This is a genomic window from Salinivibrio costicola subsp. alcaliphilus (assembly GCF_001996185.1).
Lineage (GTDB): Bacteria > Pseudomonadota > Gammaproteobacteria > Enterobacterales > Vibrionaceae > Salinivibrio > Salinivibrio costicola.
In genome coordinates this window covers 22,530-46,149 of record NZ_MUFR01000002.1, presented here as the reverse complement: position 1 = coordinate 46,149, position 23,620 = coordinate 22,530, and the positions used below count along the sequence as shown (strand labels likewise).

Sequence of the window (23,620 nt, the reverse complement as noted above, 5' to 3'; positions counted from 1 at the left end):
GATGCACATTTGCCACGTTAATCTCGCTTCTGGTTTTAGCGGCGGTGAGCGACAAACGCTCACACTGATTAAACAACAGCTCGCAATGGGTTATCGACTCACCGTAGTGGTAAACCCCAAAAGCCCGCTCGCTGATAAAATTCGCGCGTTAGAACAATGCCAATTAGTGCTTTGTCCGCACTATACTCGACGACATGAGCGCTCAATCACCGCAACATGTGATCTGGTCCATGTCCACGAAGGCCGAGCGATTTATTGGGCATTGCTCCAGCGCTTATTACATAATGTGCCCTATATCGTGACACGCCGCATTGATAATCCTTTAAAGAAAAAGTGGTTATCTCAACTTGCATACCGCAAAGCGAGTGCCCTGGTCGGTTTGAGTTCGGAGATTATCCATCAACTAGAAAAACATTACCCTGATGCCAAGTTAGTCAAAATTCCTAGCTCTCCTGTCACCTACCCTGTATCGCAAGATAAGGTTGAGAAAATCAAAGCGCAATTTCATAGGAAGTTCTTAGTGATTCATGCCGCCAATATGTATGCGCATAAAGGCTTTAATGTCACGATAGAAGCGGCACGGTTACTTGCTAACACATCGCCCAACATCCAGTTTTGTTTGCTTGGTGATGGTAAAGAGCGTGAAGCGTTAGCGCTTCAAGCGAAAGGACTCAGCAACGTTCACTTTGCTGGCAAACAAACGAATATGGGCGATTGGTTCGCAGCGGCCGATTTACTCGTCCATCCTTCCTATTCAGAAGGCTTAGGCTCGGTCATTTTAGAAGCAATGGCATCCGGGCTCCCTGTTGTTGCAACGCGTGCTGGCGGGATCCCTGATATAATCACACATAGTGTATCTGGACGGCTTATCGAGGTGGGAGAGGCTGATCAACTAGCGAGTTCTATCACAGATATAGCCAATGATACGACTCTTAGAAACCGCCTTATTGTCGGTAGTCTCGAACAAGCTAAAGCCTGTGATATCAATCAAACCGTCCTAACCTATCAATCCCTATACCAAACGATAAAAGACGGATCCAAGATTGTATGACTAGTGTCTGATAAATCTTAGAGACTGGAGCTCGGTTGGAGAGAATGCCACTATTTATCGCACCCAAACGTCCATAGGAGTTTCCCTGTGCGCTGGTTATACACATTATTACTCACGCTTGCTGCCCCTTTTTTGCTTGTCGGGCTTTATCGTAAACGGCCCGGTAAGCCGGCGGTGGGGGAGCGCTGGCAAGAGCACTTTGGTCGCACACCCAACATTGAGGGGGCGCCGATTTGGTTGCATGCGGTTTCCGTAGGGGAGGTCCTCGCCGCCAAACCGGTGATCAGTGCACTGCAACAAGCTTATCCCGATGTTCCTATCCTCATCACCACCACTACAGCCACTGGGGCCGAGCAGGCAATGCGCATCAAAGGTGTGAACCATCGCTATATGCCGGTTGATTTTCCGTTTGCGATTCGTGGTTTTTTACGTGCAGTCTCTCCAAGGCTATGCGTGATCATGGAGACCGAGCTTTGGCCCAATACTTTGCATCATGTCAGTCGTGCCGGTGTTCCCATTACGATCATTAATGCGAGACTTTCTGAAAAGGCATGCCACCATTATCAAAAAATTGCGCCGCTCTTTCGTGCCATGAGTCAGCATATCGATCTCATACTGTGTCAGCATACCACTGATAAAGCACGTTTTGCCGCACTGGGGGTCCCCGCAGAAAAACTAAGCGCAGTTGGGTCAGTGAAGTTTGATATCAAGGCGGTAAATCCTGATTTAGGCGCTGCGCTTCGTGACGCTCGCGGTGAACGCCCTTGCTGGATAGCGGCCAGCACCCATGCAGGCGAAGATGCCATCATGTTAGCCGCCCACAGTATTTTGCTACGTGATTATCCGGATGCTTTATTGATTATGGTCCCTCGCCACCCTGAGCGCTTTGATGATGTCTCGCAACAAGTCGCGGCTCAGGGCCTCAGTATACAAAGACATACTCAGGGCGAGACGCTTACCACGAGCACGCAAGTGTACCTTGGCGATACCATGGGTGAGATGATGATGTATCTCGCCAGTGCAGATGTGGTTGTCATGGCAGGGAGTTTTTTAGGCGCCAAAGTTGGCGGTCATAATCTGTTAGAGCCCGCTGCGCTCAGCAAACCCTTATTAACCGGACCCAGTTACTATAACTTCCAAGTCATTGGTGATGCTTTAATAGACGCAGGCGCACTGCAAGTATGTAACGATAGCCAAGATCTCGCGGCAAAGATTGGCGCTTTCTTTAATGCACCGCCACTGGCAGCGCAAGCAGGAAAAGCCGGTTTGGCGGTGGTCGAAGAAAACCGTGGCGCCGTTGAGCGAACCTTACAAGCACTCACCCCTTGGCTTCGACACTCGCACTGAGTGGCGACTACTTTCGAATATGATTGTAACCTTTTAAGACCGCAGCCCAATCCTCGGGCTGCCAGCGGATTTGGCGCTTCTCTTTTTCTTTTTTAAAAGAGCGATGCAAGCGTGCTAAGTTGTCTTCTTTCCATTGCTCACCTTCACGCTGTTGGCACTTATCAAAATCAATCAGCCACAGTTTGCCTTTTCTATCACGAAGAATATTATGGATATTCAGATCAGAATGGCACACGCTGGCATCATGTAAACGACGCACCAAGCGGCCAATGGCGTGATAATCGTGAGCTAGCAAGCTGTTTTCGCTTAATATCGCCACTAAGTCACGGGCTCCTGGGACTTTTTCTACCAAGATATCGGCACGATAGGTACGGCCTGTCTTTACCGCACGAGCAGCGACGGGGCGCGGTACAGGGAGCTTTTTCTCTCGCAAATAAGCCAATAAGCGCAACTCCGCACCGCTGCGCGTTTCCTCCCAGCCCGTAAACCAGTATTGGTCTTTCACCAATTTGCCGAACAGGCCGCCGCGATAATAATGCCGCAGTGCCATCTCCATTTTCGGGCCACGGACAAAAAAGGTTATCCCTCGCCCTTTGGCCGAGCCGGTGACGGCAGCCTGTTGGTGCCAAAAATGAATATCAAAATACTGGCGCGGCTCCCCGACCACCAAGGTAGGATCGTACCAGATGCACTCATTTTCTTGCTGATGAATTATCATTTCTAGCGCCACGCTTTATCTCGCTGCTTGGTAGCCATGGTTATCTGTTTGGATACGGGGTCAAGGTCATATATCATAACCGTCAGCGTACAACACAGCAAACTCATCCTATCGGACATTTCAGGTAAATAAGGTACTGATAAATGAATATCTTGGTCTTAAGCTCATACAATGACGCTTGGAATAGTGTACGGCCAGAAGCAGAAATATTTATAGCCCTCGCAAAAGCGGGTCATAACGTCACTATTTTAACGCAAGAAGATGCCGCCTATGTTCAACGATTCAAGGCCAATGACATTACGGTTATCGACCATTATCCAAAGAGGAAGATTTGCTTAAAAACGATCAAATATCTCAGAGCATTATTTGCTAAGCAGCCAATCGATATCGTCTATGCCATGAACTCAAGAACGATTGCAAATGCTGCGTTCGCGTGTATCGGATTTGATAGTATTAAACTTGTGACCTACCGTGGGACAGTAGGTGGTGTATATCGCCTCGACCCTTCCGCGTATCTGACGCATTTACATCCAAGAGTCGATGGTATCGCTTGTGTGTCCAACGCGGTGGAAAAAGATTTAAAAACCAGGGTGTGGCGTATCAAAGATAAAGTTACCACTGTCTATAAAGGGCATGATATTGCTTGGTACCAAACGAAGCCTGCCTGTCGTGAACGTTTACATATTCCCGAAGATGCTTTTTGCGTCATCTGCATCGCGAATGCTAGGCCTAGTAAAGGGGTCGCTTACCTACTCGAAAGTGCCAAGCAACTCAGAGGGCTAAACCGTCTTCATCTCTTACTGGTTGGTCGCAATATGGATACCGAGGCACATAAGCAATTAGCCAATGACAGTGGCATGGTAGAGCGGATTCATTTTCTTGGCTATCGTGATGATGTGCCTGCACTCATCGCGGCCAGCAATGTACAGGTTCAACCTTCTATTTCTGGAGAAGGGCTACCAAAAACTTTTGTAGAAGCCATGGCAATGGCTATTCCATCCATTGTTACCACCACCGGTGGCGCGAAGGAGTTTATTGATGAGGCTCAGAGCGGCTTTGTGGTGCCGACTCGAGATTCCTATGCCATCAGTGAAAAAATTAAGTTTCTCTACAAACGTCCAGAACAATGCCAAACCATGGGTAACCTAGCACAAGCTAAAATGATTAAGGACTTATCTTCTCAGAAAAGTGCGTCTGACCTACTCTCATTTTTCCAATATCTTATGCAGGCTAGCTCATGAAGGCGATTGATTATATTCTATCTTTACCCAAGAGTTTGATTTTTAATTTATCCTACTTTGGTATTAAAGGATTAAAGCTACCCGTAATTATATCGCATCGCACCTACTTAAAAAAAATGTCCGGCACGGTTATCATCAGCAATACAATAAAAACGGGTGGCATACGTATTGGGTTTGGTGATGTACCTGCTTTTGATAAAAAGAGAAGTAGAAGTATCTTTTTTAATGAGGGAACGATCGTTTTTTCTGGACGCGCGAAAGTGGGTCACGGCGGAAAGTTAGTCGTATGCAAAGAGGGAAGGTTAAATTTAGGAAACAGGTTCAATCTGTCGGCGGAAAGTTTAATATACTGTACTAAATCAATAACTTTCGGCGATTACAACTTAATATCTTGGGGAGTGCAAGTTATAGATAGTGATCTTCACGACATCTATTCAAAAGGTAATATTGGCTTACCAATAAACCCACCAAAAGCAATTAAAACTGAAAATTCCGTGTGGTTATGTGCTCGAAGTAACATTTTAAAAGGCAGCTATATCCCAAGCCACTCTATTATCGCATCTAATGCTAATGTATGTGGTGTACTAGATTCCACTCATAGTATATATGGTGGAAATCCTGCGAAGTTAATTAAGCAAGGGATAACATGGGATAGCGCGGCGCGGGATTATAAGTATGACAGCTAAATTTCCGGACCTAATAAAAAGGGAGACAGCTTTGACACAAAAACAACATACCCGCGTGATTTACCCGGGCACATTTGATCCGATCACCAACGGTCACTTGGATCTGATTGAGCGCGCGGCACGAATGTTTGACGATGTGATTGTGGGCATTGCCGCCAGTCCAAGCAAACAACCGCTTTTTGATCTGAATGAACGCGTCGCCCTGACGCAAACGGTCACCGCGCACTTATCCAATGTCTCCGTGGTTGGGTTCTCAGGATTACTGGTCAACTTTGCCAAACAGTACCAAGCCAACATTTTGGTCCGTGGTTTGCGTGCCGTATCAGACTTTGAGTATGAGTTTCAGTTGGCCAACATGAACCGGCGTTTAATGCCCGAACTAGAGAGTGTCTTTTTAACCCCGTCGGAGGAACACTCTTTTATCTCTTCCACACTCGTCAAAGAAGTGGCTTTGCACGGGGGAGACACGCGAGAATTTGTGCACCACGAGGTACTCAACGCTCTGAAAGACAAGCTGCAGGCAACGCCTTCATCCTAAAGGCTGGCATTGCGGGCAAAATACCGTTGCCCGCTGTCCAATGACGATACGCTCAAGCACAACGTCACAAGCCGGACAAGGCTGACCGGATTTACCATAAACACGCAACGCTTGGGCGAAATAACCAGCTTTACCATCCACTTGCGTAAAATCTTTAAGCGTGGTTCCTCCTTGAGTGATGGCGGCTGCGAGAACGGTTTTAATTTCGTTCACCAAGCACGCCGCCTCAGTCGCCGTGAGACTGCCCGCGGGTCGCTTAGGATGAATCCCCGCACAAAATAACGATTCGTTGGCGTAAATATTCCCCACCCCAACCACTACCGCGTTATCCATAATAAAGCTCTTCATCGCCATTTTTTTCCCTGTTGCTTTGGCTAACAGGTAGTCAGGGTCGAAGGCATCGGTTAATGGCTCGGGGCCCAATTTACCCAAAACGGTATGGGGCGTCTCACCGTCTTGCCACAGCCAGGCGCCAAAGCGGCGTGGATCATGATAACGCAGTAAGCGCCCATTACTGAGTGTCACATCGACATGATCGTGCTTCTCGGGCGCCAGTGACGTCGGTAGCACCCGCAAACTGCCTGACATCCCCAAATGGATAATCGCCGCCCCGACATCGGTTTCTAACAACAGATACTTGGCCCGACGGGTAACCCGGCGGATCACCTGCCCTTTAAGTTGTTGTAGCGCATCGGGAATCGGCCAACGTAACTTTGGCTGACGAATGGTAATATCGGTCACCGTTTGCCCTTCGACATTCGGTATGATGCCTAAACGGCTCACTTCTACTTCCGGTAATTCTGGCATAGAGATGGCTCTGGATTATCACGATTTAGTTAGCGGGAAAAGATACCGACGATCAACAGACACCGCCAGCCATTGCCCCTGCTCATTTTGCATCAACCAAAATTGGGGCTGCTGATAATAAGTAATACGGATCGGCTCTTTGTCTGGACTCCGGGTCAACTCGAGCGTACGGGGAGCGGTACGTTGTGGGCGCAGTGACTGTAAGGTTGCTTCATCAACTTGGGTGCCTGCCAACCCTAGCCACCGCTGAGCCAGCTCGGTTGGGCTGATCACTAACGGCTTATCCGTTTGCCAGCCATCCAAGGTACGGGTGAGCGTTAAATGCGCAAAGCGCAGTGATAACACCTCACTGCGTGAGTCCACCAGCGCAATGACGCCTTCAGGCATGGCATTTGATTGACGCTGATGACGTAAATAATCGGGCAATAGCATTAAGCCAAAAAAAATCACGACTGAAAAAATCAGGATGTTGTTCCACGTCTGCCGTTTTAGCTTCATGTTTTCTCACCCAAGGCCGCTGTACGTATTTATCGCAGTATATACCCAAACACTGACGGATTTTAGTTATAAAAAAACCCAGCCGAAGCTGGGTCTTTTATCAAAGCATCGATCAAATTACTTGATTTTGGCTTCTTTATACATAACGTGCTTGCGAACTACAGGATCAAATTTCTTGATCTCGAATTTGCTAGGCATGTTACGTTTGTTCTTGTCTGTGGTGTAGAAGTGACCAGTACCCGCTGAGGATACTAGACGAATCTTCTCACGAACGCCGCTTTTAGCCATTCTCTAATTCCTCTTATACTTTCTCACCGCGGGCACGCATATCTGTCAATACAGACTCGATGCCTTTTTTGTCGATGATGCGCATACCTTTAGTGGATAGGCGCAGTTTAACGAAGCGTTTTTCGCCTTCTACCCAGAAACGATGAGTTTGCAGGTTCGGCAGAAAACGACGCTTGGTGGCGTTCTTAGCGTGAGAGCGGTTGTTACCAACTACAGGACGCTTGCCAGTTACTTGGCATACTCGTGACATGAAAGTCTCTCCAAAATCGTTTCGGCTCGATATCAACCTTGTCCGCCAGTCCTGCAACGTTAAGGTCAGGTCGAAGGTCAAGGCTATCAAAGGTGGCGCATTATACTAACTGAATTCACATTGCTCAAGTCCCGAGCAGATCCTTTTATGCGCTTTTTGATCGTTTTTTTCGCCAAAGGCGATCCTTAGGAGGATAACAACCAACCTCGTTCAGCGAACGATACCACATCTCCGTCCCCGACCACCAGATGATCTAACACGCGTACATCCACTAATGACAAGGCATTGGCGATTTTATCGGTGATATGTCGGTCCGCTTGGCTCGGTTCAGCGACCCCAGAAGGATGATTATGTGCCAAAATTAACGCAGCGGCATGAAGCTCTAATGCACGGCGAACAATTTCTCGCGGATAAACACTGGCGGCATTGTGGGTCCCTTCAAATAATTGCTCATCGGCAATCACTCGGTGTTGGTTATCGAGAAATAACACATAGAAGGCTTCACGTGGCCGATCGCGCAGTAACGTCGAGAGGTAACGCCGAGTATGATCGGGGCTGGTCAGGGCATCCGTTTTACTTAACGTCTCTTTTAAATAACGACGGCTGAGCTCCAGTACCGCTTGCAGTTGCGCGTATTTCGCACTGCCTAACCCCTTACGCTGACAAAACGCCGTTTGATCGGCTCCCATCAGCGCACGCAACGAACCAAAGTCCGTTAATAGATGATCAGCCAGCGCAACCGCACTCATCCCTGTGACACCGGTGCGTAAAAATATCGCCAGTAACTCAGCATCCGATAAACTGTCCGCCCCACGTGCTAATAGACGCTCCCTTGGACGACAATCCAAGGGCAAAGTTTTTAAGCTCATTATTATCCCTCTTTGATTTTGTCGCCAGTTAAGACACGCGAGGGATCTCGCACAATCCTTTTCGAGCGGAACTGCGGCTCGCTCGCGATTTTCCCTTGATAAGCACTCAAGGGTTTCAACCGCTCAGTGCTTAGATCGCATTCTACTTGGCTCACATCCCACGCGCTTTCCTTTGCGCTAACACACTTTTTGCACGGCGGATTATGGTATGGTTTCGCCATTCAAGCACAAACACACAGAGCATTATGGCCAATTCTTCAACACAGCCAGCCCAAACGCTGGCAGGTAAACGTATTCTGCTTGGCATGGGCGGTGGAATTGCCGCCTATAAGTGTGCCGATTTGACCCGTCGCCTGATCGAGCGAGGTGCCACTGTCAAAGTGGTAATGACACGCGCCGCTAAAGAATTTATCACACCGTTAACCCTGCAAGCGGTCTCAGGCCATCCGGTATCTGATAGCTTGCTCGATCCAGCTGCTGAGGCCTCAATGGGGCATATCGAGTTAGCGAAATGGGCTGATTTAGTATTGATTGCCCCCGCTACCGCCGATTTAATTGCCCGTATTCACGCTGGGATGGGGAATGATTTGCTCACCACGGTGTGCTTGGCCACCGATGCACCGATTGCGATTGCCCCGGCGATGAACCAGCAAATGTATCGCGCTCACGCTACCCAAGCGAATATACAGGCCCTACGCACGCGCGGTTGCCTTATTTGGGGGCCGGACAGCGGTGCCCAAGCCTGTGGCGATGTGGGGCCAGGCCGTATGCTTGAGCCACTGGCCTTAGTGGCAGAGTGTGAACACTGGGCCGGCCCAAAACCGCTCACCAATAAACGGGTAATGATTACCGCCGGGCCAACCCGAGAAGCCCTGGATCCGGTTCGCTATTTGTCGAATCACAGCTCTGGAAAAATGGGCTATGCCTTGGCCGAGGCCGCCGCCAGTTTAGGAGCCGAGGTAACCTTGATTTCCGGTCCGGTTGCATTAAGCACGCCCGCCGGTGTCACGCGCGTGGATGTCACCACAGCCCAACAAATGCATGATGCTGTGCATGCCTCTATCACCGAGCACGATGTCTTTATCGGCTGTGCCGCGGTCGCTGACTACCGTCCACAAACGATGGCCGAGCAGAAGATGAAAAAGCAGGCAGATAAAGACACGATGACCGTTACCATGGTGAAAAACCCCGATATTATTGCCTCGGTCGCCAACTTAACCCAGCACCGTCCATTTACGGTCGGTTTTGCCGCCGAAACCCAGGATGTTGCAGCCTACGCACGTGATAAACTCACCCGCAAAAAGCTCGATATGATTTGCGCAAATGATGTGTCTCACGCCGATCAAGGCTTTAACAGTGATCATAATGCCCTGCACCTATTCTGGTCTGACGGTGACAAAGCGCTCCCCCTTGCGGATAAACCGACGTTAGCGCGTAGCGTAATAGCACACATTCACACGCGCTATTTGCAACGATCGATAAAAGAATAAGGGAGAAGCCCAGCACACCGGAGCCCTTAGCTCCGGGTGAAAAACAAGTTCAAAAGCGTGCGCCATGGCCACGCTTTTTGCTTTTAATACAGAGACCTCGTCGCTAAGATAAGAGGAAAGCGTCACACTCGGCGGCACCTCTCCATGATGCCTCCTTTAAACGTCGCCAGTGTGATAGATAAAAAGACAAAGGAATCGCATCCATGGCAGCCCCAAAAAAAAGTAATCGCCGCGAAGAGATCCTCCAAGCGCTCGCGCAGATGCTGGAGTCAACCCAAGGCAGCCAGCGCATCACCACCGCCAAGCTCGCCGAGCAAGTCGGGGTGTCAGAGGCCGCGCTTTATCGTCATTTTCCCAGTAAAGCACGTATGTTTGAGGGCTTGATTGAATTTATCGAAGACTCGCTCTTATCCCGCATCAACCTCATTATTGAAGAAGAAAAGGACACCTTGGTTCGTCTCAAGTTGATTCTGCAATTATTGCTGGTGTTTGGTGAACGTAACCCAGGGCTGACACGCATCATGACAGGCCATGCGCTGATGTTTGAGCAAGACAGGCTACAAGCGCGCATCAACCAGCTTTTTGAGCGCGTTGAAGCACAGCTCAAGCAAGTATTACGTGAGCGTCGCTTGCGCGAAGGAAAGGGCTTTCCTTTAGATGAAGCCGTGCTTGCCAGTCAGCTTATTAGCCAAGTGGAAGGCGGCTTTTGTCGTTACGTACGCTCATCGTTTAAGCAGCTGCCAACCGCGAATTTTGAACAATACTGGCAACTGCTGACCAATCAATTGCAATGAGCGGTGTTGGCTGCAACGCAAATGGGCGCAATGCAATTGGCGCAATGCAATTGGCGCAATGCAATCGGCGTCGTTCAACGAGCGCAATGCAACTGGCTACATCTATAACGCTAGCCAGCTGCATGCACGTTGCTTAAATGCCGTAGTTCGCTTGGTACCCTTTCACCGCGGCTAACTGCGCCGGATCCGCTTGGCTTTGTTCTAAGTAAGCGACTAAATCAGACAAACTAATGATAGAGACGACTTGGCAACCAAAGTCACGCTCCACTTCTTGGATCGCCGATAACTCACCTTGGCCGCGCTCTTGGCGATCAATTGCCACCAAGACACCCGCCAGTTGTGCGCCTTGCGCCTGAATCAGTGTCATGGACTCGCGAATCGCGGTGCCGGCGGTAATCACATCGTCCACTAACATTACTCGACCTGCGAGTGCACTGCCTACCAAGTTGCCACCTTCGCCGTGGTCTTTAGCCTCTTTGCGGTTAAAACAATACGGCGTATCCACATCATGATGCGCCGCGAGCGCCACCGCTGTGGTGGTCGCAATGGGGATCCCTTTATACGCCGGGCCAAACAGCACATCATAATCTATGCCTGCATCCATCAACGCCGCGGCATAAAATTCACCCAGTTTTGCCAAATCGCGCCCGGTATTAAACAACCCCGCATTAAAAAAGTACGGGCTCTTACGCCCCGACTTCAGGGTAAATTCGCCAAACTTCAAAACCTGCCGCTCAAGGGCAAACTCAATAAACTGGCGCTGATAGACTTTCATGCAGTCCTCTCTTGCTGTCTGTGATTATTATCGGGCGTTCGCGACGCGCGCCCATCTCAGGTTAATAGATAAAAAAATAGCCCCCAAGATGGGAGCCATTGCAATAGGATTATTCGGCCAGGGCCGATTTTTGCGCGACGACAATGTCATCAATGCCCTTACTGGCCAGTGCCAACATGGCATTGAGCTCATCGGGAGTAAACGGCTCAGCTTCTGCCGTGCCTTGCACCTCAATCATGCGGCCATCTTCGAGCATCACCACATTCATGTCGGTATCTGCCGCTGAGTCTTCCACATACTCGAGATCGCAAATCGGCGTTTGTTGATAAATGCCCACCGACACCGCGGCCACGTGGCCACGCATTGGATTCGCAGCAAGCTTGCCGTTACGTACTAACGCATTAAGCGCGTCCGCCAGTGCCACACTCGCCCCCGAAATGGACGCCGTGCGTGTGCCGCCGTCGGCTTGAATTACATCACAGTCAACCGTAATGGTGCGCTCACCCAGTGCTTTTAAATCGACCGCGGCGCGCAAACTGCGGCCGATCAAACGTTGGATTTCTACCGTGCGGCCGCCCTGCTTACCGTTTGACGCTTCACGGCGATTACGGGTGTGGGTCGCACGTGGCAACATGCCATACTCGGCGGTCACCCAACCTTGGCCCTTGCCTTTCAAAAAGCGTGGCACGCCCTCTTCGATCGTGGCATTACAAATCACCTTGGTATCACCAAAGCATACCAACACAGAGCCTTCTGCGTGGGCCGTAAAACCGCGGGTAAAGCTAACGGGACGAATTTGGTCGAGTGCTCTTCCACTTGGGCGCATGCAAGTTACCTTCATTGACTGAAAAATGTGATGGCGATTATACGTGTTTATCTGCTCGCTTGCGATCCCTGTCCGCCTTGCCGTTCAAGACAGCTGACGCAAGAAGAGCAGATGCGTATACTCTTCATTATTCACTCTTAGCACACAAAAGCAGGTACACATGATCCACAGTATGACCGCCTACGCGCGACAAGAACTCAAGGGCGATTGGGGCAACGCGGTTTGGGAAATCCGCTCCGTCAACCAGCGCTACCTTGAAACCTATATCCGCATGCCTGAGCAGTTACGTAGCCTCGAGCCTGTGGTGCGCGAGCGTTTCCGTAAGCGCCTCGCCCGCGGCAAAGTGGAATGTAACCTGCGTTTTGACACCTCCCAGGCAAGCCAAGACAAACTCACCATCAACGAAGGCTTGGCCAAACAAGTCATTGACGCCGCACAGTGGGTCAAGGATACCGCGGGCGAAGGCAACATTAACCCGTTTCAGGTATTAAACTGGCCGGGCGTGATGGAAGCGCCGGAGCAAGATACCGATGAGTTGCACCGTGTATTACTCGCCGGTTTAGATGAAGGGCTAGAGGCTTTTGTGGCGGCTCGGGCCAGCGAAGGCGACAACATGAAAGTGCTGATTGAGCAGCGATTGGATGCGATTAGCGCTGAAGTGATCAAAGTGCGCGAAAAAATGCCCACCGTGATTGAGTGGCAGCGTGAACGTTTGACCACGCGTTTGGAAGAAGCCAAAGTGGAGCTCGACCCGGCCCGCGTTGAGCAAGAAATGGTGATGCTGGCACAAAAAGTCGATGTGGCCGAAGAGTTAGACCGCCTCGACTCACACGTTTCAGAAGCGCGCAAAATCCTCAAAAAAGGCGGCGCCTGCGGCCGACGCTTGGACTTTATGATGCAAGAGTTCAACCGCGAAGCCAACACCCTGGCCTCCAAATCAATCAGCACCGAAATCACCGCCTCCGGCGTCGAGCTCAAAGTGCTCATCGAGCAAATGCGCGAGCAGATCCAGAATATTGAGTGATGTTCATGAGTGTTCGCCGATGCCATTAATAACAATATAATCAGATGTTTATTTGTTTTTGACGGTCATGGCGTTCGTGCAAGCCCTGCCAAGTTTGGGTAGTAGATTGGGGAGTGCTTTCTCGCTATGTTATGTCGACGAGATTGTACCCCCCAATTTTTTAAGGCAGAGAAATAGGCATGAGCTTAACTGAAGTGGCTGAGGCGACCGGCTACAGCCGTGCCCAGGTATGTCGGATTTTGGCGAAAAAATAGGGCGCCTTAGCGCCCTTAGTATTTATCAGTTGGGTAGGGAACGGTAGTGGGAAACTACGTGCTCCCAGCGACCGAAACGAAAGCGTGGATAAGCCATTACAGGCACCACTTTTTGCTTTCTTGCTTTCGGAAAGCGAACGCCGTTTTTCATGAGATACTCCTCATTTTAATGAGAGAGGGATCCCCATGAGTTGAGATAGGCCGAGTTTGTGCGTATTATTGAATCGTATTGAAATAGTACACACCTCGGAGCGTGGGACCTCTCAGTAGTAGAGCTATTTTGCTTGTTGGCGCAAGCAAAACCCCATCTCAACGGTAAATAGGCATATCTATTGGCGTAGATATGCCTTTTTATTTCTCTTTTCTTACCCCCTTAAACGGGCTTCCGTCCTGCTTTACGTTCATAAAGCGACCAGTGTGCGCATCTCGCTTCACCCAATGCCCTGAAGCCGTTTGAGTTTGAGAGCGCTCTCTTACTGCACCGTGTCGGCGGTTATCGCCAGATACACCATTTTTAGCCATATTTTCCTCCTTTTTCGTCTTTAGCATAGATTGATCATACATTAACCAATTCTCTTTTTGGATTCAATGCATAGATCTAATTTTTAGTTAAAAATGATCTTGCCACCTACAATTTGAATACGTGCATTAAGTTTTATGTTACAATGTAGGAAAGAAAGAGGGCTATATCATGACCACGTATCGAGACTTAAAAGCAGAGGACGTCTCCCTGGCTGAGCGCATGGCTTATATCGATTTTAAGCTGCAGTTCACGGGGATGATTAACCGCTCTGACTTAAAAAATATGTTTGGCTTAGCAGAAGCAGCATCATCCAAAATGATGAAAATGTATACCGATCGCTTCCCTGGCAACATGGGCTACAACAGGAAAAAACGTGCCAATACAATAAAATCGGATACTTTTAAACCTTTTCTGGATCTCTCTGCGGATACAGCATTAGGCATGCTAGCCAATGGGTTCAATAAAAACAAAATACTCACTGAGCCTATGCTTCCCTATGCACGAATAGGTATCCCTAACAGCCACCTTGATGTAAACAACGTTGCTTGCATTACTCGAGCTATCGCCGGTGGCTACTCGGTTACCGCAAACTACTTCTCCGCAAACAGCAAAGGCGAATCTTGGCGTGAAATCTTCCCATTAGCCATTTTCTTTAACGGTAAAACGTGGAGCTTTCGAGGATGTTGTAAAAAAGACAGCCCTGAAGGCGTGTTTAAAAACTTCGACTTTGCGAGGGTTAAAGAAGTAAAAGCTAATGAAGACAACAGGATATCGAATGAAGAAAGCTTAAGTAACGATAGGATGTGGAGCACTCAAGTTCCGCTACTACTCATCCCACACCCGAGCTTGCCAGAAGATGATCAAAATATCATTAAGATGGATTTTGGCTTTATGCACGATACGAAACTGATCGTGTATGAGCGAGCAGCACTGGTCTATGTGATGACGAAACTATGGCAAATTGATGCTCGAACCGACGACGAAGTCGATAAAGGGCCTCCGAGTGATCCGTTGCAATACCAGTTTAAACTTACCAACCAAGATATGGTTGATGTCGTCATTAAAGACTTAGAATCTCGCTCACAGGACTAGTTAAAAACAACGGAACCGCTGCGGGATTGAACGCGACCGATAGCCAAAACTAAAAAAGCCCGCAGAAACGGGCTTTATCCTCAAGCGACCACTAAATGCGTGGATCATTATTCGCCATTTGTACGGGTAACGTCTGTATGGGCGCTTCACACAGGTACCAATAATGAAAGTCACCATTTGGCGGAACACCAATTGGCTCTTCGCGCATAATCATAAGACCATGATTCATCAACTTTTTGTTGATAGCATGTATCGCATTAGAAGGGTTTGAAATATCAGTCACCATCCTGATTTGATGGGTATTGATAAGAGGGGTGTCAACGACGGCTACGAAGACCTTAGCCATTTTGGTTTCTCTGGAGCCTTGATAGAAGAGCCAAGAAAGGTGGTCAGTTTCACGATCTGAAAGAGTGATTGGCTCAAAAGCCAGGGCCTCAATTCGAGGCTTTGTTGCATGATCTTGCATAATAATAACCTTAAAAATTTAATAAGAGATGTGCACAAAACCCTCACTTAATTTGCACGAAAGCAAGAGCAATGGCATTAGCAGTCATTTTTCACAACCGCTTACTTTTAATATAACATTTTTTACAACAAAAACAAAATGCCCACTCGGAATACCGAGTAGGCTTAAATTTTCGCAATATCTAGGTCGTGCATCCTAGCTATCACTTTATCTCTTATTAAATCTGTAAAGTAACTTTACAAGGTCGAATGTAAGACCTGTCGACAGGGGTGTCAAACTGTCACCTCCCTGTTCTTTTATTGACCACCTCTCGCAGTAAAACCATTGGTTTTTTACCACAGAAAGCACCCTAAAAGACGCTCTGAGACGATTTCTACCTTCTGAGCAGGAACATCCCCGCCATAATGTCCGATGGGCGCTGTGTCCCGATATGGGGCAATAAAACATTTATCTTATAAATGATTTTTTTGTGATTTACCGCACAGGATACTTATATCCGATTCGAAAACCGACCATACACTATATCTTTTGCCCTTTGAAAAACCTCTCAACCTACCAGCACAGAAAAACCAATACCGCAAAGGAAAGTAGAGGTATACGGCCAATTCACCCGCCGCGCCCGACAGCAACAAGGCATTGCCGCCGCCAAACAAGCCGGCAAATATAAAGGGCGCCAACCCGATAGCGAACGTCACCAAAAAGTGTACCGCTACCGAGAGATGGGGATGAGCTTAACTGAAGTGTCCGACGCGACCGGCTACAGCCGTGCCCAGGTATGTCGGATTTTGGCGAAGGACTCGAGCAAAATTACCTGAAAAACAATGGCTCATTTTCCCAGTCGGCAGGGAAGCCCATCGACGGCATAAAGCGCTTAGCCACCGGATAACGTTCAAACAGCTCAACCAGAGAAGGACCCAATGGCGCGTCATAGCCCAAGCCGTTATAAAGCTGTTGGACGGCAGCCAGCACAGTATAAAGACGGTTCAGTTGGTCTTCTTCGCGTTTGGTAGGATCCGGTCGGGTACGTACTAACGCCACATCGGGAGACAAAATACGCTTAATCCCTGTAGGTGCCGGCAAGTTGCGGTTAAACAGGCGCGAGTGATGCGCGCAGTGATTACGTACCTGGTGAATGGCATCCACCCAAGCGCATAAGGTTTGGTACTTTTCGACGTTCAAGGTTTTCGCAAAGCGGTTCATCTTCAGAGCATTCACCTGATCGCTTTGCAAGCTTCGCATCAACTTAGAGACATTACCGAATGTCATCAGCTCAATGGCGACCCAGCCCGGCGGCAGATCGCGGAAAAACGGGCAGTAATTGTTGTAATACTTGCTGCGATAATGCTCGGCAAACTGCTCTTTGGAGTCTTTGAACATATCCCGCACACGACTGACGGTTTTAACCTGCTCGCCGTTTTCCTTAAATAAAGCCGAATCCAGATACCAAAACCGATTGTCGGTTTGCTTGGTCATCCACTCCTCAAAGCCAGAGCGGATCCCCACTTCTACCTTACCCACCACATCAAACACCAAATTACGTAGCGCTTCATCAAACTGATAAAGGGCATAGCATTGCTCGAACGAGGTACCGGCTTGATAACGACGAGGGTGAGAGGACGACTCAGAGAACGGCAGCAAGTACGCTTTAAATCGGTAGTAACTGCACCGTTTAAGTACCCGAGAGGCAAAATCACGATCAGCAACGGTGATCCCTTGGCCAGCCAGCTTATCGCACAGCTCAGAAGCACTCATATAAGGCTTGTTATAAGGCACGCGCGCAGACAAAACGGACATCCTTGAGGCAAAAAAAAGCTTCCACTCTTACGGGCGGCGTGCGCACCTGGAGGAAGCCATTGATAGATTAATTATGTGGGCGACGCAGGGCGTTGTCAACAGATACCAGCCACTACGACGAATCAAAGCGCTAAAGCTGTCATCAATGTGCATATATTGCTGCATAGTGAGACCTGAATTCAGAATTTTTTCGGGGTGTTTTTATTATTCTCTTTGATGAGATCCAGAATATTGGGTGATTACTGCCTAGCCGTTTAAGTGTAATACACCCAAAGACCGTTTAACGAACTACCATTTAGATTAGGGAACGACCTCACGCGAGACATAACGTGTTCCCTCCCATCGAACTATTCGGAATTTCCGGATGGTTGCACTTTGAACAAGCTCGCCTTCCTTGTAAATATTGACCAAGTGTTCATTAATCGTACGAATGTCTTTATCGTACAGCTCCGCCATTACAGCCTGAGAAAGCCACAATGTATCGGATTCAAAACGGCACTCAACACGAGTTTGACCGTCTGCACTAGTGAAGAAAACAAACTCTCCTTGTGGAGCTTGAGGGATATGCTCTGTCATTCATTTCACCTTCTGCATCATTGATAAAACTCCCTTACTCACACCACTGCCCCTTTGTAGACTTCATCGACCTCAGCAAACGTAGTCACACTCTCTAGACGAGTTAGGGTTGTAAGTTTCATCGAATTTTTCATTGGGCGATGTGGCACGTTGGTCACCCAATGCCACTGCCATCTCGACTAGCCTACTGCCAACTTCGCCGCTTGCTGCCACATAAAGTTTGGCATCGGAGTGGCTAGCTCCCACGTAATATCCATCGGCTGAGATCCGGTGTGCGAGATATAATTCACTTCGCCAAAATTCACAAACCCCATGGTACGCCCGAATTCATCTTTAGTTTGCTCACGTACAAACAAAAACAGGCGCTTCCCTATCTTTTGATGTTGAATGTAATCTTTGCCGCGGCCTTTATCAGGGCGCGAGCTGTTTTGCGACTGCCAGTGAAAGCGTGACGCGTTAATCGCATAATCGTGATACATGGTCGTCGGGGAAAATTGCTTTTCATTTTTATCCAAGGTGACAAATAATAGTTCGATGTTTTGATCTTTAAGCGCATAGAGCCCCTCTCGTGCAGGCGGCTGCCGCTCCAACGTGGTAGCGCCAAATCCAACTAGAATTTGCTCACGCGCATATCGAGCATGAAGTCGCAATGGCACATCAGGCAAATCGTCCATCCTTAACTGCTCGTGCTTGGTTTGTGACAGTTTCCAGTCCAACACATCCATTAATTCTGTTTTGATGCCCAGCCGCCTTAACGCGGCAAAGCTTTGCGCAATGGATGAAAAGCCAAGAGCTGGCCCGGTTTGTTGCCAAACATCATAATGACACATGAGTCGATGCCGTTCGCTACCCGTATCAGGCGCAAAGTCTGTTTGGCAAAGCTGCTTTAAAAACTGTAGATACGCATGATCATCAGTGGTTAAAATCCGCTGAAAAATCGCTTTATTGATTGTTTTAATTGCACTTTCATCAACAGGGTAACCATTAGCCTTTAGCTCTGCTTTGAACACCAGTTCTGACCAACAGCCTCGCTTGTATAGTTCGTTCAAATCAATATGCGGATACAAGTTTAGGAAGTTCGCTAGCGTCAGCGGCAGATGGGTGTGCTGAGGATATTGACGAACCATTGCCACTAAGCGTCTTAGCGTTAGCGACGCTTTGCGAATGTTATCCAAGACCATTTCTAGCGTGCGCTTAGTAAGCTCAATACGACAGCCCAAAGGCGCATGGGGGAAGCCTTGTTCAATCTCATGGTTAATCGCTCGAGCGCTCTTGCCCACCAGCGCCCGAAACTTATTTGCAAAGTCATACTCGGGACGCGAATGACCGACAAAGTCGAGGACGGTGCAGCACTCTTTGCCCTCGGCTAACCGTAAACCGCGGCCTAGCTGCTGAAGGAAAATGGTTAAACTCTCGGTGGGACGCAGAAACAATAAGGTATCTACTTCAGGGATATCGATCCCCTCGTTGAAAATATCAACCACACAAAGCACATTGACCTCACCGGCGCGCAGCGATTGCTGCTTTCGCTGGCGCTCATGCCGATTGTCGCTGGTTAACACATCCGCCTTAAGCCCTTGCAGTGAAAACTGTTGAGCCATGTATTGAGCGTGTTCTTTACTCACACAAAAAGCGAGTGCTTTCATACGGCTAAGATCCGTGATGATCTCGTTCATGCTGAGTAATATCTTATCCACCCGGGCTTGGTTGGAGGTATAGAGGTTAGTCAGCTGTGCAATATCATAGCGGCCACGCTGCCAAGGAATGGTCCTCAGATCGGTATCATCATCAATACCAAAATATTGGAATGGGCAAAGATGACGACGATTAATCGCCTCTGGTAACCGAATCTCAGCCGCAATAACGCCACCAAAATCCGCGAGAATATCGCCGCCATCGTGACGCTCAGGTGTCGCCGTCAGGCCCAGTAGTATTGACGGTGAAAAGTGGTGCAAAACCGCTCGATAACTGCTCGCGGCAATATGATGCACTTCATCAATCACAATGTAGTCATAGTAATCGGCCGTCAAGTTGAGCGTATCGAGCTGGTTGTTCAATGTTTGAATCGAGACAAACAACTGGCGGTAATGATCTGGCGTGTGACCACCGACCCACAGCTCACCAAAGGAGCTGTTGCGTAATACTCCCCGATAAGCCGCGCGCGCCTGCTTAAGGATTTCTTCACGATGAGCCACAAATAAAAAGTTGGCATCAGGATGGATTTTCAAAAAACGGGCGAAATCAAACGCAGAAATCAGTGTCTTACCTGTCCCTGTTGCCGCCACCACTAAATTACGAAAGCGCTGATGCGTATGACGCTCAACCGTCAGCTGCTCCAGAATTTCATGTTGGTGTGGGAAAGGAGAGAGATCGAAGAAAAACGTAGTACCATCTTCTTCGCCACCACGCTGCTGCCGGAGGGCTTGATTCAGTTTTTCGGTACTTTTTACATCTCCGTCAAACCGCTCAAATTCATTCGACGCCCAATACGTTTCAAAAGTGCTGAGTGATTTATTGATAATATGGGGGATTTCTTGCGAGGTGATTTTAAGGTTCCACTCCAAGCCATTCGTCAGTGCAGAATGTGAAAGGTTTGACGATCCGATATAACCGGTGTGATAGCCGGTCTCGCGTAAAAACAAATAGCTTTTTGCATGCAGACGTTCACGCTCGGTATTGTAGCTTAACTTCACCTCGGTATTGGGTAGACTGGCTAAATACTCCACCGCTTTCGCGTCTGTCGCGCCCATGTATGACGTAGTGATGACCTTTAACTCGCGACCACTGCGGGTAAATTCTTCCAGCTCTTTACGAAAAATCCTTATCCCCGCCCACTTGATGAATGATACCAACCAATAAATTCGGTCTGCGGATAAAATCTCTCTTTTCAGCTCTGACTCCAATGAAAGACCCGCATTACTGCCACAAAAAAGCTCACTTTGCGTTAAGCCGGTGAGTGGGAAAATATCTTGCACATAGCGCGCTAAATCAGATGCTATCGGGTTTTCAAACTCATAAAGGGCCGTCAGGATTTTACCCTGACTCGCGAGCAAATTATCGTCGATAATGTCTTTATCGTGGATCTGGGTTTTCAGCCACAGCAAGAATTGGTTGGATAGTGTGATTTGCTGCGCTAGGCGATCGTCACTGGCAGGCACGGCGTCGAGCACATGGTGCAAAACATGCGATAAAAAGCGAGACAACCAAACTGACGCCTCGTTGCTGGTAAGCGTCCGCTCGCCAACATAGAATCGCTCTCGATCAATACGGCTCTCAATAAGCTGCGTTACCAGCTGCTCGTAAATTCCGATCTGCTGCATTTTTTCCTTCCACGCTATAAGCCTGCATCACCTTACAAACCACGGATTGTAGGCGTTATGAAAGGATCACTTTTCTATACTTTTCAAACAATAGCAACAAAGAGTTAAGTCACACTCTCGTCTGAGGTCTACACAAAGTGACTTCACAGGTAACAATGTGTAGACCTAAGGCGGGCATAAAGACTTTCAGCCAACCAAAACTTAACGATATTTTTTGCTAACAACACTGGGTCTGCCTGAGGTGAACCCAATCATTTAAGCAAATCACTCAAGCGATTTAATAATGCTTTACGACGGCTATTAGCTGCCACAAACCGCTTAAACCGCTGTTCAAAGGACGCAGAATTATCGTGAAGCTGATAGGCCTCAAAGAGCTGATGCAAATAGCGTGATGCCGCATCATAGCCAGTGGGGCAAGTGCGATCCGCTTGCTCGTGCGCTTGCTGCCAGTAGTGGTCACGCTGGTTGTAGAGATCTATTAAGGCTTGTTCTTTTTCTGCTTTTTCAATGGCTAGTTTTTTTGCAAGTGCCTCGGCTTGTTGTTGCTCAAACTGTCGTTGTGCGGTTGCAATATAGGGAGCCACGAGGTCGGGGGTTAACCAATACTGATAGGTTTCGTCTTTGTTGGCTGGTTCTTTTCGCGTCAGCGCTACGGCTTGGTGGCGAGTTAATTGGCCTTGCTCAAACAACGTGCGTAATAGTGTGTTTTTCTCCGCTTCCGTGAGCGTTTTGAGCCAATCTTCAAACTGCAACTGGGTGTGTTCGGCTAGGTGACTGGGTAGTTCATTCAGCACCATCGTAAGCGCTTTAACCCAAGGTAAGGGAATCGCATACAGCGCAGCAAAAGCCTGTAACCCTTCGCTGAGGCGCTCAAAATCGAATTGGATTAACGGTATCGCGTCAAGCTCATCATCGTCATTTACCGCTTTGAGCCACGCCAAGTACATAAGCCGCCAGTCACCTTGGATTAACTGATTGCGTAAACCGGGTAAATGCTGGAAAAAATCGTCCGCATCTTCATCATCAAAATACACACCATACTCTTCGATAGAGAAAGTGAGCAATTGCCACTCATCGGTTTGACGAACCTTAAAACCATCGTTCGATAACCCAAGCATGGCATCGGGTATGGTCCCGGCAGGTAGTTTGATGTAGGCATCAACCGAGCCCCAGTTGGCATAGTAAAAACCGATATCGAAGTGCTTTAGCATGATCTCATATGCCTTAGCCTTTAGATCGCTAAAGTTGTAAACCACCTGGAAAGACGTTGCCGTGATATCGGCTCGGCGTGAAATGGCTCTGAGTGCTTGGCGCGCGGTGCTGTCTAAATACCCATCTAAACGCTCGAATTTATAGTATTGATATTCGCTCACGATGCCCTGCTATCCGTTAATGTGGAATTGAAAGGTTTGCGCTAACAGCGGCTGAGCCTGAGCGGTTATCGCAATGGGTTCGCCGTTTATAAAACGCCTTGGATCCATCGTCACAAATCCCCAAAACTGTAAAAAGCGCTCAATAAATCGCGTTTCGATGAGTCCGCTTAACAACGCTTCCGGCGGGGCGTAATCGTCCGTTGGGAACGCCTTTAACACATCAGGAAAAGCAACCATCACTTCTTGAGTAAGCTGATCGACGCTGTGATGCGCTTGTATGCGCCACAACATGAATACCCAAAAGGTGCGCAAATCAACATCGTATTCAAAGCTATCTAAATACGCCCAGTTATATTTGCCGGTTGCAGCCGCCAGCATCGGCTTAAAAAAGGCTTGCACGCCCATGTCTTGATACTGTTTTTGCGCCGCTTTTTTCACATGATAACGGCCGCTGCGTCGGTAGATAATACCGCTAATTTCGGCCAGCACGCGGGTATAGTGCAAGGCATTGAATTTGTCTTCGTTAAACCCAGCAAACTCGCTGATACTAATATTGCGTTGGAATTGAGAAACTGAAAACTCAGGCAATAATTCACTGGCTTGTTTGACCAACTTAGCCGGTAAGTTGCCTTTGCTGGTTGCTTTAAAAGCACCGCCTTGCGCCATCGCATGTTCAAGCATCAGAGCCAAATATCGCATCACTGGGCTGGCGGAAAGATCGGCGGGTGTCGTGATCGTCACCCACTGTAATTGATCAAACGGCGCATAAAGCCAATTGGTCATTTGCGTGGGTGTCACACCACAAAAATCGGGATGAGGTTGATTATTACGATCCTGCACTTGGCGCTGTAACACAGCATTGAGTTCATCGATACTCATACCTGGGTTATTCGCCAGTATGGTTTCTGCGTCATCAACAACTTGCGCATGTTGCTTAGACACACCGTCCATACAACACCGTTTGAATTTTTTACCACTGCCACAATGGCAAGGATCGTTGCGACCGAGCTTCATTACTGT

General features: G+C 48.5%; 25 protein-coding genes. 10 read left to right on the top strand and 15 right to left on the bottom strand.

The features are described 5' to 3' along the window. Position 1 precedes the first annotated feature (1 nt). Positions 2-1,051 (top strand): glycosyltransferase family 4 protein, encoded by a 1,050-nt coding sequence (locus BZJ21_RS00905; protein WP_077461579.1) that lies wholly within the window; start codon positions 2-4, stop codon positions 1,049-1,051. Between the two features lie 87 nt (positions 1,052-1,138). Then, positions 1,139-2,398 (top strand): lipid IV(A) 3-deoxy-D-manno-octulosonic acid transferase, encoded by a 1,260-nt coding sequence (gene waaA, locus BZJ21_RS00900; RefSeq protein WP_077668904.1) that lies wholly within the window; start codon positions 1,139-1,141, stop codon positions 2,396-2,398. A gap of 7 nt (positions 2,399-2,405) precedes the next feature. On the opposite strand, the gene BZJ21_RS00895 is transcribed toward waaA, so the two are convergent. Next, positions 2,406-3,116 carry a 3-deoxy-D-manno-octulosonic acid kinase gene (locus BZJ21_RS00895; RefSeq protein ID WP_025744213.1) on the bottom strand — a complete coding sequence of 237 codons (711 nt, stop codon included), beginning with the start codon at positions 3,114-3,116 and terminating at the stop codon, positions 2,406-2,408. Positions 3,117-3,259: 143 nt separating this feature from the next. Here BZJ21_RS00895 and BZJ21_RS00890 point away from each other — a divergent pair, with 143 nt between their 5' ends. The 3 genes from BZJ21_RS00890 to coaD are packed head-to-tail and all read left to right on the top strand — an operon-like array spanning position 3,260 to position 5,581. Beyond that, entirely contained in the window at positions 3,260-4,357 is a 1,098-nt protein-coding gene (locus BZJ21_RS00890; protein ID WP_077668903.1) for a glycosyltransferase family 4 protein, read from the top strand. Then, entirely contained in the window at positions 4,354-5,043 is a 690-nt protein-coding gene (locus tag BZJ21_RS00885; protein ID WP_077668902.1) for an LbetaH domain-containing protein, read from the top strand. The genes BZJ21_RS00890 and BZJ21_RS00885 overlap by 4 nt, the downstream gene beginning before the upstream one ends. Positions 5,044-5,074: 31 nt before the next feature. Then, on the top strand, positions 5,075-5,581 hold the full coding sequence (gene coaD / locus BZJ21_RS00880; RefSeq protein ID WP_025744211.1) for a pantetheine-phosphate adenylyltransferase: 507 nt from the start codon (positions 5,075-5,077) through the stop codon (positions 5,579-5,581). Here coaD and mutM read toward each other — a convergent pair. The 5 genes from mutM to radC all read right to left on the bottom strand — a co-directional run bounded on the left by mutM (position 5,573) and on the right by radC (position 8,293). Next, positions 5,573-6,388, bottom strand: a complete 816-nt coding sequence (gene mutM, locus BZJ21_RS00875) for a bifunctional DNA-formamidopyrimidine glycosylase/DNA-(apurinic or apyrimidinic site) lyase (RefSeq protein ID WP_077668900.1) — start codon at positions 6,386-6,388, stop codon at positions 5,573-5,575. The two genes, coaD and mutM, sit on opposite strands and share 9 nt — an antisense overlap. A gap of 18 nt (positions 6,389-6,406) precedes the next feature. Continuing rightward, entirely contained in the window at positions 6,407-6,886 is a 480-nt protein-coding gene (locus tag BZJ21_RS00870) for a hypothetical protein (protein WP_077668899.1), read from the bottom strand. A 117-nt stretch (positions 6,887-7,003) separates the two neighbouring features. After that, positions 7,004-7,174 (bottom strand): 50S ribosomal protein L33, encoded by a 171-nt coding sequence (rpmG, locus tag BZJ21_RS00865; RefSeq protein WP_025673846.1) that lies wholly within the window; start codon positions 7,172-7,174, stop codon positions 7,004-7,006. Positions 7,175-7,187: 13 nt separating this feature from the next. Beyond that, positions 7,188-7,424: a 50S ribosomal protein L28 gene (gene rpmB / locus BZJ21_RS00860; RefSeq protein ID WP_025673845.1), complete on the bottom strand. Its 237-nt coding sequence runs from the start codon at positions 7,422-7,424 to the stop codon at positions 7,188-7,190. 185 nt (positions 7,425-7,609) lie between these two features. Next, positions 7,610-8,293 carry a RadC family protein gene (radC, locus tag BZJ21_RS00855; RefSeq protein WP_077461507.1) on the bottom strand — a complete coding sequence of 228 codons (684 nt, stop codon included), beginning with the start codon at positions 8,291-8,293 and terminating at the stop codon, positions 7,610-7,612. 245 nt (positions 8,294-8,538) lie between these two features. On the opposite strand from radC, the gene coaBC reads away from it, so the two are divergent. Together coaBC and slmA are read left to right on the top strand one after the other, a co-directional pair. Then, positions 8,539-9,783, top strand: a complete 1,245-nt coding sequence (coaBC, locus tag BZJ21_RS00850; RefSeq protein WP_077461506.1) for a bifunctional phosphopantothenoylcysteine decarboxylase/phosphopantothenate--cysteine ligase CoaBC — start codon at positions 8,539-8,541, stop codon at positions 9,781-9,783. A 203-nt stretch (positions 9,784-9,986) separates the two neighbouring features. After that, positions 9,987-10,577 carry a nucleoid occlusion factor SlmA gene (slmA, locus tag BZJ21_RS00845; RefSeq protein WP_025744387.1) on the top strand — a complete coding sequence of 197 codons (591 nt, stop codon included), beginning with the start codon at positions 9,987-9,989 and terminating at the stop codon, positions 10,575-10,577. Positions 10,578-10,710: 133 nt separating this feature from the next. On the opposite strand, the gene pyrE is transcribed toward slmA, so the two are convergent. Further along, positions 10,711-11,352, bottom strand: a complete 642-nt coding sequence (gene pyrE / locus BZJ21_RS00840; RefSeq protein ID WP_077668898.1) for an orotate phosphoribosyltransferase — start codon at positions 11,350-11,352, stop codon at positions 10,711-10,713. A gap of 109 nt (positions 11,353-11,461) precedes the next feature. Further along, positions 11,462-12,178, bottom strand: coding sequence for a ribonuclease PH (rph, locus tag BZJ21_RS00835; RefSeq protein ID WP_025744385.1), 717 nt, complete (start codon positions 12,176-12,178; stop codon positions 11,462-11,464). 160 nt (positions 12,179-12,338) lie between these two features. Between rph and BZJ21_RS00830 the strand changes: the two genes are divergently transcribed. Then, positions 12,339-13,202 carry a YicC/YloC family endoribonuclease gene (locus BZJ21_RS00830; RefSeq protein WP_077461504.1) on the top strand — a complete coding sequence of 288 codons (864 nt, stop codon included), beginning with the start codon at positions 12,339-12,341 and terminating at the stop codon, positions 13,200-13,202. 179 nt (positions 13,203-13,381) lie between these two features. After that, a complete protein-coding gene (locus tag BZJ21_RS16850; protein ID WP_394329751.1) occupies positions 13,382-13,456 on the top strand; it encodes a hypothetical protein in 75 nt (24 codons plus the stop codon). A gap of 351 nt (positions 13,457-13,807) precedes the next feature. Here the strand turns inward: BZJ21_RS16850 and BZJ21_RS16550 are convergent, their stop codons facing one another. After that, positions 13,808-13,978, bottom strand: a complete 171-nt coding sequence (locus tag BZJ21_RS16550) for a hypothetical protein (protein WP_168169632.1) — start codon at positions 13,976-13,978, stop codon at positions 13,808-13,810. Positions 13,979-14,147: 169 nt separating this feature from the next. Between BZJ21_RS16550 and BZJ21_RS00820 the strand changes: the two genes are divergently transcribed. Beyond that, positions 14,148-15,071, top strand: a complete 924-nt coding sequence (locus BZJ21_RS00820) for a WYL domain-containing protein (RefSeq protein WP_077668896.1) — start codon at positions 14,148-14,150, stop codon at positions 15,069-15,071. Between the two features lie 91 nt (positions 15,072-15,162). On the opposite strand, the gene BZJ21_RS00815 is transcribed toward BZJ21_RS00820, so the two are convergent. From BZJ21_RS00815 to BZJ21_RS00785, 6 genes are all read right to left on the bottom strand, one after another. Continuing rightward, the gene (locus tag BZJ21_RS00815) at positions 15,163-15,537 is read right to left on the bottom strand and encodes a hypothetical protein (RefSeq protein WP_077668895.1); all 375 of its coding nucleotides are present in this window, start codon (positions 15,535-15,537) and stop codon (positions 15,163-15,165) included. Positions 15,538-16,344: 807 nt separating this feature from the next. Next, positions 16,345-17,322, bottom strand: a complete 978-nt coding sequence (locus BZJ21_RS00805; protein ID WP_201788211.1) for an Abi family protein — start codon at positions 17,320-17,322, stop codon at positions 16,345-16,347. A gap of 309 nt (positions 17,323-17,631) precedes the next feature. Further along, complete coding sequence (locus BZJ21_RS00800; RefSeq protein ID WP_236719491.1) at positions 17,632-17,907, bottom strand: hypothetical protein; 276 nt, start codon at positions 17,905-17,907, stop codon at positions 17,632-17,634. A gap of 179 nt (positions 17,908-18,086) precedes the next feature. Next, positions 18,087-21,227, bottom strand: coding sequence for a DUF3427 domain-containing protein (locus BZJ21_RS00795; RefSeq protein WP_077668892.1), 3,141 nt, complete (start codon positions 21,225-21,227; stop codon positions 18,087-18,089). A gap of 251 nt (positions 21,228-21,478) precedes the next feature. Further along, the gene (locus BZJ21_RS00790) at positions 21,479-22,600 is read right to left on the bottom strand and encodes a hypothetical protein (RefSeq protein WP_077668891.1); all 1,122 of its coding nucleotides are present in this window, start codon (positions 22,598-22,600) and stop codon (positions 21,479-21,481) included. A 9-nt stretch (positions 22,601-22,609) separates the two neighbouring features. Beyond that, complete coding sequence (locus BZJ21_RS00785) at positions 22,610-23,614, bottom strand: YecA family protein (protein WP_077668890.1); 1,005 nt, start codon at positions 23,612-23,614, stop codon at positions 22,610-22,612. Positions 23,615-23,620: the final 6 nt, after the last annotated feature.

Excerpts from the sequence above, each read along its gene's own strand:
- BZJ21_RS00905 (WP_077461579.1), top strand. The coding sequence starts at position 2 with ATGCACATTTGCCACGTTAATCTCGCTTCTGGTTTTAGCGGCGGTGAG.
- BZJ21_RS00895 (WP_025744213.1), bottom strand. The coding sequence starts at position 3,116 with ATGATAATTCATCAGCAAGAAAATGAGTGCATCTGGTACGATCCTACC.
- BZJ21_RS00890 (WP_077668903.1), top strand. The coding sequence starts at position 3,260 with ATGAATATCTTGGTCTTAAGCTCATACAATGACGCTTGGAATAGTGTA.
- BZJ21_RS00885 (WP_077668902.1), top strand. The coding sequence starts at position 4,354 with ATGAAGGCGATTGATTATATTCTATCTTTACCCAAGAGTTTGATTTTT.
- mutM (WP_077668900.1), bottom strand. The coding sequence starts at position 6,388 with ATGCCAGAATTACCGGAAGTAGAAGTGAGCCGTTTAGGCATCATACCG.
- BZJ21_RS00870 (WP_077668899.1), bottom strand. The coding sequence starts at position 6,886 with ATGAAGCTAAAACGGCAGACGTGGAACAACATCCTGATTTTTTCAGTC.
- rpmG (WP_025673846.1), bottom strand. The coding sequence starts at position 7,174 with ATGGCTAAAAGCGGCGTTCGTGAGAAGATTCGTCTAGTATCCTCAGCG.
- rpmB (WP_025673845.1), bottom strand. The coding sequence starts at position 7,424 with ATGTCACGAGTATGCCAAGTAACTGGCAAGCGTCCTGTAGTTGGTAAC.
- radC (WP_077461507.1), bottom strand. The coding sequence starts at position 8,293 with ATGAGCTTAAAAACTTTGCCCTTGGATTGTCGTCCAAGGGAGCGTCTA.
- coaBC (WP_077461506.1), top strand. The coding sequence starts at position 8,539 with ATGGCCAATTCTTCAACACAGCCAGCCCAAACGCTGGCAGGTAAACGT.
- slmA (WP_025744387.1), top strand. The coding sequence starts at position 9,987 with ATGGCAGCCCCAAAAAAAAGTAATCGCCGCGAAGAGATCCTCCAAGCG.
- pyrE (WP_077668898.1), bottom strand. The coding sequence starts at position 11,352 with ATGAAAGTCTATCAGCGCCAGTTTATTGAGTTTGCCCTTGAGCGGCAG.
- rph (WP_025744385.1), bottom strand. The coding sequence starts at position 12,178 with ATGCGCCCAAGTGGAAGAGCACTCGACCAAATTCGTCCCGTTAGCTTT.
- BZJ21_RS00830 (WP_077461504.1), top strand. The coding sequence starts at position 12,339 with ATGATCCACAGTATGACCGCCTACGCGCGACAAGAACTCAAGGGCGAT.
- BZJ21_RS16550 (WP_168169632.1), bottom strand. The coding sequence starts at position 13,978 with ATGGCTAAAAATGGTGTATCTGGCGATAACCGCCGACACGGTGCAGTA.
- BZJ21_RS00820 (WP_077668896.1), top strand. The coding sequence starts at position 14,148 with ATGACCACGTATCGAGACTTAAAAGCAGAGGACGTCTCCCTGGCTGAG.
- BZJ21_RS00815 (WP_077668895.1), bottom strand. The coding sequence starts at position 15,537 with ATGCAAGATCATGCAACAAAGCCTCGAATTGAGGCCCTGGCTTTTGAG.
- BZJ21_RS00800 (WP_236719491.1), bottom strand. The coding sequence starts at position 17,907 with ATGACAGAGCATATCCCTCAAGCTCCACAAGGAGAGTTTGTTTTCTTC.
- BZJ21_RS00795 (WP_077668892.1), bottom strand. The coding sequence starts at position 21,227 with ATGCAGCAGATCGGAATTTACGAGCAGCTGGTAACGCAGCTTATTGAG.
- BZJ21_RS00785 (WP_077668890.1), bottom strand. The coding sequence starts at position 23,614 with ATGAAGCTCGGTCGCAACGATCCTTGCCATTGTGGCAGTGGTAAAAAA.